The following is a 6,090-nucleotide window of genomic DNA, read 5'->3' on the forward strand; positions in this document are numbered from 1 at the left end:
CCCTTGCCTAGATCGGCCCCAGCACGCATGACGCGCCACTGGCCAGTGGCCGGAACCCCTTCAACCGATCGGCTCCGGCCACCTGACCGTCTTTACTGCTGTCCTCGTACTACTGCTACTTCACCAGCTTCGCGGGCGCACCAGCTCCACCCGCGCCTTGCACTTCCTCATCGGGACCCGCACTGCCTGAACTTCTGGTCCCGGTCCTACTCGGCCGCGAAGACGTTGTCGAAACCGTCACCACACGCGACCGTTGTGTCTCACCTCGCGGGTAGTTACATCCTCTCCCGCGCCTGCTAGACATTCTCTCTCGCTACAAGGAGAAGACTACACACACCCATCGACGAATGTCTACCCCAGCCACCACAGATTTTCTCTCGCCATGGGGCACCCGGACTGTCGATACGGCATCCAGCAGTCAGATCCAGACTCGTGATCAGGTGAAGGTGCCTGCTCAACGGCCTGCTCGACTGATCCGATAGCCGCGCTGGCCATCGGCCTTCGCCGTGAAGAAAACCGTCAAGCCTAGCGCGCTCGCCACTGCCGCCGGACGGCGGAACGACCTTGATCGCCATAGGATGAGCAGCCATTAGTTACATTGGGCACGGGCCGCCCGCACGAGCTAACTGGCTGAATCAAGGCGTTGAGTCAGCCCGTCCAGATCCTCGCGCAGCTGGTGAAGTTCTCGAGCGTGCTCGGCGAGCTGCTGAGTGTGACGGCCGATGCGTTCCTGCAGGTCCGCGACCAGGTCACCGGTCCCCGACGTCGGCTCAGGCGCCTCTGCCGTAGCAGAATCCTCCACGAGTCACCCCCTCCGATTGCCCTGTCCGCTCAAGGCACGCGTGTCACGTACCCAACGCGAAACCAGAACAAACACAGCGACCCAGTTCGAAGCCATCAAAGACGGACACAAACTCGCCTCGGCTCCGGATGTACATCGAGTCCGCGCTGCCAGACCGCGCACGTCCGGTGACCGCAAACGCCAGAAACCTTCACCGCACAAGGGAATCTCGACCACTCACAGTGGATTCGGCTACGTCGGCCTGGAACGGCGGCGTAGCCTTGCCTCCGCCACGCTCCGCGGCGTCGGCCCCGCACCCAAACGCGCGTCCAGCACCTGGGCACAGTTCCTCCGTTCCCAGGCGCAGGTCCTGCTGGCCTGCGACTTCTTCGAAACAGTCACCCTGACCGGTGCACGGATGTACGTGCTGGCCGTCATCGAACACGCCCACCGCAGGATCCGCATCCTTGGCGCGACACCCCATCCGACCGCGGCCTGGGTCATGCAGGCCGCTCGCAACCCGTCATAGACCTCGAGGACGCCCACTGCCGAGCGCGATTCCTGATCCGCGACGGAGACGGCAAATTCCCTCCCCTGTTCGACGCCATCCTCGCCGACGCCAGCATCCAGGTCCTCCTGAGTGGCATCCGATGCCGAGAATGAACTCGATCGTCGAGCGGTGGATACAACCTGCCGATACGAACTCCTTGACCGCACCTTGATCCGGAACCAACGACACCTACTCCTCACGCTCCGTCAATACGAGCGGCACTACAACAACCACCGACCTCACCAAGGCATCGCCAACTCCCGACCGCTACAACCACTACCACCACCGATCACACACCAGACCAAGATCATCAGTCTCAACGTCCGCCGACGCCCGCGATTGGGAGGAATCCTCAACGAGTACCACCATGCCGCCTGACCTGCACGGATGACATTTTCGGCAAGCGCAGGGCACACGGCGTTCTGTCAGTCCGGCGGCTTGTCCCGCCCAGAACGATCAAGAGACGAACAACCTCAGTGGCAAAACCAGGATTCACTGACGAGGAGGAAGATCAACTGTCACAGGACACGGGCCTCGTCTACTGCGACCAGGCGCCGCCCACCACCTCGCGCGCACCGGCCTCGTCATGCCACGCGCCCAGCCGAGGTTGGACAGATCATTGCTGACAACCCGCACAATTCCCTGCCTCAGCCAAGATCAGCAACCATGCACGAGGTCGTTAGATGGTCAGGCCCGGCTGGCCGTCCAGCACGACGTATCTCCGGGACACGGACATGGTGACCTTGGCCGGGTCTCGTTCCTGGATCGAGCTCAGCCGGGTCCATTCGGCCGTGAGCTGCTGCGCGTTCACGGTCACCCGGACGTAGCCGCGGTGGTTGCCGATGAAGTTCAAGCCCGGATTGTTCCTCGCGCCACCGGGCTTGTTCCTGCCCTTCGAGGTGATGGAGCTCGTCACGAGCTCGGTGCCGACGATTGGGCCGGTTCGGTTGAGGCGCAGGTCGTTCGCCCAGTGGGTGTGCACATCACCCGTCAGGACAACGGGATTGCGGACCGTGCGGTCGATCCAACCTTGGATGATCCGCGCGCGGTTGGCTCGGTAGCCGTCCCAGGAATCGTTGTTTCCGTCGCAGGTGCGGGGATCGCCGTCGTAGTCGCGGTGCGCGAAGAACACTTGCTGGCCCAGGAAATCCCAGCCTGAGCCGCGTGCCGTCAGGCCGTCGAGCAGCCACTGCTCCTGCGCCGGGCCGGTGAGCGTGCGGGTCGTGCTGTTGACCTTGCCGCAGTCTCTCGCCGGCGCCTGCTTGTTGCGGTGCTGGCGCGTGTCCATCATGTGGAAGCGGGCCAGGGTTCCCCATTCGATGCGGCGATACAGCTTGATCGCGGCACTCGTCGGTTTCATCGCCTTCGGCAGCGGCATGTTCTCCCAGAACGCTCGGAAGGCGTCTTTGCGTCGCTGCTCGGGGATGGCTGACCGCACGCCGTACCAGTTGTTCTTCACCTCGTGGTCGTCGAAGACCACTAGCCAGGGGGCGGCCGCGTGGCACGCCTTGAGATCCGGGTCGAGATGGTGCTGGGCATAGCGGATTCGGTACTCCGACAATGTGTTCGCCTCGTTGTTGAGGGCGACATACCGGCGGACCTTGTGGGCCTGACGGCTTGGCTTCTCGTACATGTAGTCGCCGAGGAACAACACGACGTCGGGGTTGTCGGCCGTGATGTAACGGTGGGCGTGATACCAGCCGACCTCGAAGTGCTGGCAGGACGCGAACGCGAACTCCAGCGAGGCTACGCTGGCGCCGCGCGCGGGCGCGGTGCGGGTGCGGCCGACCGGCGAGATATGGCGGTCGGCTTTGAAGCGATAGAAATACCAGGCGTTGGGCGCCAAGCCTCGTGGCTCGACGTGCACGCTGTGACCGTCGGCGGGCACAGCATTCTCGCGTCCGGTCTGGACAATGTTGACGAATCTCGCGTCGGTGGCGATCTCCCAGTCGACACGGACGGTCCGGGTGCCCATGCCGCCGTCGGCATCGAGCGGGGCGGCGGCGAGCCTTGTCCACAACACCATTCCGTCCGGCCTCGGATCGCCGGACGCGACACCCAACTGGAACGGGTCCGAGGCCGCCCTGACCGCCCGAGGAACCGCGGCGGTGATTCCCGCCGCAACGAGGAGAGTACGACGGTTCAGCTTTGACATGCTGGCCCCTTCATGCTCATGCGAAGTCGGTTATGGTGGCACCACAGGTTTTCTCGAGCACGTCCTTGGCTCCGTACTTGCCCAGGCACACTCGGTAGGTGACCCAACTGCCCTCCGGCAGCTCGAGGTCTGCTGTGACTCTCGTGCCGTTGCCGTTGGGATTCCACACCAGGCGCGGGCCGTAGCCGTCGGGCAACTAGTAGAGCAGGACCGCGGAGTGCCCGTCTGCCTTGTGGTCGTAGACGGTGAAGACCTCGCCATAGGACGCGAACGTGCCCCGGCCGGCGCAGGACGGGCGGACCGAGCAGCGTTCACTGTCGGCCGCCGCCGAGTTGCCACCGCCAGCATCAGAGCCGCGGCCAGGAGCGTGGTTCTGTGGACCAGGTTCAGCTGCGACAGCATATCGACCAACGCCCAGCTCATTCGTCCGCTCCGATCGAGCACCATCTGCGGAGTCTCCTCGGCTACGGCCGCCATTGCACCGGCCGGCCACCAGATCTCCCGTCGGCGATCCACAAAACTCGTGGTCTCGGCGGGAAGATGGCGTCCGTCCGGATAAGTCGGACGTCCGCGTCCCGGCGGATCGCGGCGACCAGCGCGCGTTTCCGTGCTTTGATTCCGACGCTTCTCGTCTTCGGGTTCTTGTGAGGGTGGCGGCCCTGCGTGCTTCGGCGACGCCACCATCTGGTTGGTTAGAGCGGGGCTTGGGCTAGGTAGTTGTCCTGTTGGGCGGTGGGTAGGCTGGCGTCCAGACCGAGAGCCTGCTTTCGATAGTTGGCGTTGAATGCCACCAACGCGTTGTCAGCGCGTGCGGTGACCTCGATGTAGTCACCGATGAAGAAGCCACGGAGGAACGGGTCGGCTTCGGGCTCGTTCGACGGGGTTGTCAGCCGCTGCCGGTTGACCACGGTGCCCTGGGGCCCGACAGTGACCAGTTCGAGGTCCTGCCGGTTGCCGAACACCGGATCGAACCGGCTGGTCCAGTACGCCACCGCGAGGTTCGCACCACCCGGATTGGCGGACAACGTGCCGAAGTAGTTGTCCCCGCCCGCCGACAGCGTTGTCGGGTTGCTCCACCCCGCGCCGAAGCTGTCGGAGAAGGTCATCCGCATGCGTGAGAACTCGCAGATGACGTTGAGCGGACGGGACTGGCACGACTCCCAGATCACGAATATCCGCGGTATCCCGTTCACGATCTTCACGTCGTGCTTGGGGTACGTGGCGACGCGGAAGTCGTTGGCGTGCAGGACACCGCCGAAACCGATCGGCTCGAGCTCGGTGGTGACCACCCCCTCCGGACTGAACTCGCTGCTGCCGGCCTCGGCCACCCGCAGTTTGATGACGAAGGTCTCCCCGTCGTTCGGTGTGATCCGATCCTCGACCCAGGTCACGTAGGTCCGGCCATCGGGCCCGACGGTCACATCGCTGAACTGGACATCGCTGCCACCGGCACTGAGATTGATCGGTTTGCCGCAGCTGGTCAGGTTGGCCTCGCAGCGCACCGCCTTGATCGTGGTGGTGACATTGGGGAAGTCGACCGCGAAGTCGGTGTAGGTCACCCAGATCACGGTCTGCCCGGCGCTGTGCCCGACGGCCATCCACGGCTTGTCGAGGAGGTGGAAGTGTGCCGGATCGGGAGAGATCACCTGATCTGCCAGCGTACGGGTCGGCCAGCAGGTGGGGTCGTCACCGCCGGGGCACGACCCCAGCGTGCCGGCCGTCGTGCGGTAGACGCCAATGCCGCTATGTGTCGGCACCCCGTCGACGAAGACCAGGTTGAGGGTGGCCATGTACGCGTTGCAGGCCGCGTCGAAGGCCACCACCGGATCGCCACTCGACGGCACCGCAACACCGTCAGCGAAGGTGACGGCTGGCAGCAGCCCCTCCCTGGTCAGGGTCGCACCATTGTCGGAGAAGTGCCAGCCGGTGAAGTTGCCGAGCGGGTTGAGCAGACCCCGGTAGTCGTTCGTCCCCGCCAACACCAGGTTGCCGTTCGACGAGCAGCGATCGACCGACTCCTCGTTCTGCGGCAGGCCGAGATCGTCACGATTAAACAGCGCCCGGCGCATCGGAAAGTCGCCCGGCGCAAGCGCCCGGGGCACCGCGTTGACACGAGCGCCCAGCGCCGCGATCCAGTCCGGCCTCGCCCGCATGCCGGCCGAGACCTGCTCCGGATGCTGGGCATACCAGCGGGCCAGCGCACCCTGCGAAAGCATCCGCTGCACCTTCTCCGGAAGCGAAAGCGCCACTGCTGAAGGCACCGCGGATGCCGTTGAGGAAAACGAAAGAGCGCCGAGCAACAGTGTTACGGCACCCACCTTGGTGAAGGTCGCCAGACGTCTCGAGATCATGCCCCAATCCCTCCGCCGTCACCGCCGCCTCAAGATCATGAAATCCAGTCCACGCCCACAAACCGCAGTCTTTGCTGACAACCCCGACGAACGCAAAGGGCCATTGTCGGGGCCCCTAGCTAAACCGACGATGGGCAGCGAACGACAAAGCATGGCGAGAATCGGCCAGACGCCGAGGAGCAATCTCACGGCGATGTCGTATAGGACATCCATACGACATTGGCCATGAGACTACGACACCAGATTTGAGACC

Annotated in this window: 6 protein-coding genes; 2 read left to right on the forward strand and 4 right to left on the reverse strand. The window is 64.2% G+C overall.

Going from position 1 to position 6,090, the window contains the following annotated elements; all coding sequences use genetic code 11:
• Nucleotides 1–622: 622 nt before the first annotated feature.
• Entirely contained in the window at nucleotides 623–802 is a 180-nt protein-coding gene (locus B9C43_RS55250) for a hypothetical protein (protein ID WP_084435127.1), read from the reverse strand.
• Nucleotides 803–842: 40 nt separating this feature from the next.
• Here B9C43_RS55250 and B9C43_RS59525 point away from each other — a divergent pair, with 40 nt between their 5' ends.
• Together B9C43_RS59525 and B9C43_RS59530 are read left to right on the forward strand one after the other, a co-directional pair.
• The gene (locus B9C43_RS59525; protein ID WP_160097493.1) at nucleotides 843–1,310 is read left to right on the forward strand and encodes a hypothetical protein; all 468 of its coding nucleotides are present in this window, start codon (nucleotides 843–845) and stop codon (nucleotides 1,308–1,310) included.
• A 150-nt stretch (nucleotides 1,311–1,460) separates the two neighbouring features.
• Nucleotides 1,461–1,709, forward strand: a complete 249-nt coding sequence (locus B9C43_RS59530; RefSeq protein WP_235039437.1) for a transposase — start codon at nucleotides 1,461–1,463, stop codon at nucleotides 1,707–1,709.
• 301 nt (nucleotides 1,710–2,010) lie between these two features.
• On the opposite strand, the gene B9C43_RS55260 is transcribed toward B9C43_RS59530, so the two are convergent.
• The 3 genes from B9C43_RS55260 to B9C43_RS55275 all read right to left on the reverse strand — a co-directional run bounded on the left by B9C43_RS55260 (nucleotide 2,011) and on the right by B9C43_RS55275 (nucleotide 5,837).
• Complete coding sequence (locus tag B9C43_RS55260; RefSeq protein ID WP_084434820.1) at nucleotides 2,011–3,486, reverse strand: alkaline phosphatase D family protein; 1,476 nt, start codon at nucleotides 3,484–3,486, stop codon at nucleotides 2,011–2,013.
• 16 nt (nucleotides 3,487–3,502) lie between these two features.
• Complete coding sequence (locus B9C43_RS55265; protein WP_084434819.1) at nucleotides 3,503–3,682, reverse strand: hypothetical protein; 180 nt, start codon at nucleotides 3,680–3,682, stop codon at nucleotides 3,503–3,505.
• 496 nt (nucleotides 3,683–4,178) lie between these two features.
• Entirely contained in the window at nucleotides 4,179–5,837 is a 1,659-nt protein-coding gene (locus tag B9C43_RS55275) for a hypothetical protein (RefSeq protein WP_084434817.1), read from the reverse strand.
• Nucleotides 5,838–6,090: the final 253 nt, after the last annotated feature.

The organism is Kibdelosporangium aridum (assembly GCF_900176515.1).
Classification (GTDB): domain Bacteria; phylum Actinomycetota; class Actinomycetes; order Mycobacteriales; family Pseudonocardiaceae; genus Kibdelosporangium; species Kibdelosporangium aridum.